The 688-nt window shown below is 59.3% G+C and carries 1 protein-coding gene; it reads left to right on the forward strand.

The window, feature by feature from the left end; genetic code table 11:
• A partial coding sequence (locus B2590_RS05450; protein ID WP_286847884.1) for a thioredoxin family protein occupies positions 1–514 on the forward strand: 514 nt, incomplete at its 5' end.
• Between the last annotated feature and the right edge of the window lie 174 nt (positions 515–688).

Here is a 688-nt window from a genome sequence, read left to right on the forward strand (position 1 = left end):
GCTGTGGTGGGCCTGGCTGGCGCTGGTGCTGGTCTGGGGTCTCCGTCGTTTCGTTCAGGGGAGCGGTGCCGTTCGCGTGATCACTGCAACGGCGACAGGCCTTGCCCTTGCGGTGACAGTGGTATTCGCATCTCCGTTGGGCAGCGGCGAAGACGAACTTGTCTGGCAGCCCTACTCCGCAGAACTCCTGGCGGACACAAAAGCCCGGGACACACCGTATTTGCTGGAGTTCACTGCCGATTGGTGCATCAACTGCAAGGTCCTGGAGCGCACCGTGTATAAAGAGCCCGCTGTGGCTGAAGCCGTAGCGCGGGCCGGCATGGTGCCGATTCAGGTTGATGTGACAGCAAGCGATCCCGAAAAAGACGCATTGTTAACCGCAACGGGAGGGCAGGCTTTACCTTTTGCGGCGATTTTTGACGCTGACGGCACCGCTGTCGCCCGTTTCACGGGGCTCTTTGATACCGACAGCCTGGTCGAGGCGATCAACCGTACCGAGAATTCACAACGCTAGATACTGGAGATGAACCATGACAACCCGAACCAAGGTATTGCTGACCGGCGTAGCGGTTTTTCTGATCGCGATCGCGGCGTTCATGTTGATCGGCACCAATTCCGGAAAGGCTCCTGGCTCAGCCCAGACTGAACAAGCCAGTTCTGACCCTCAGGCACCAGTTGCCCGCACGGG

This window comes from Marinobacter sp. UBA3604 (genome assembly GCF_002375325.1).
Classification (GTDB): domain Bacteria; phylum Pseudomonadota; class Gammaproteobacteria; order Pseudomonadales; family Oleiphilaceae; genus Marinobacter; species Marinobacter salarius.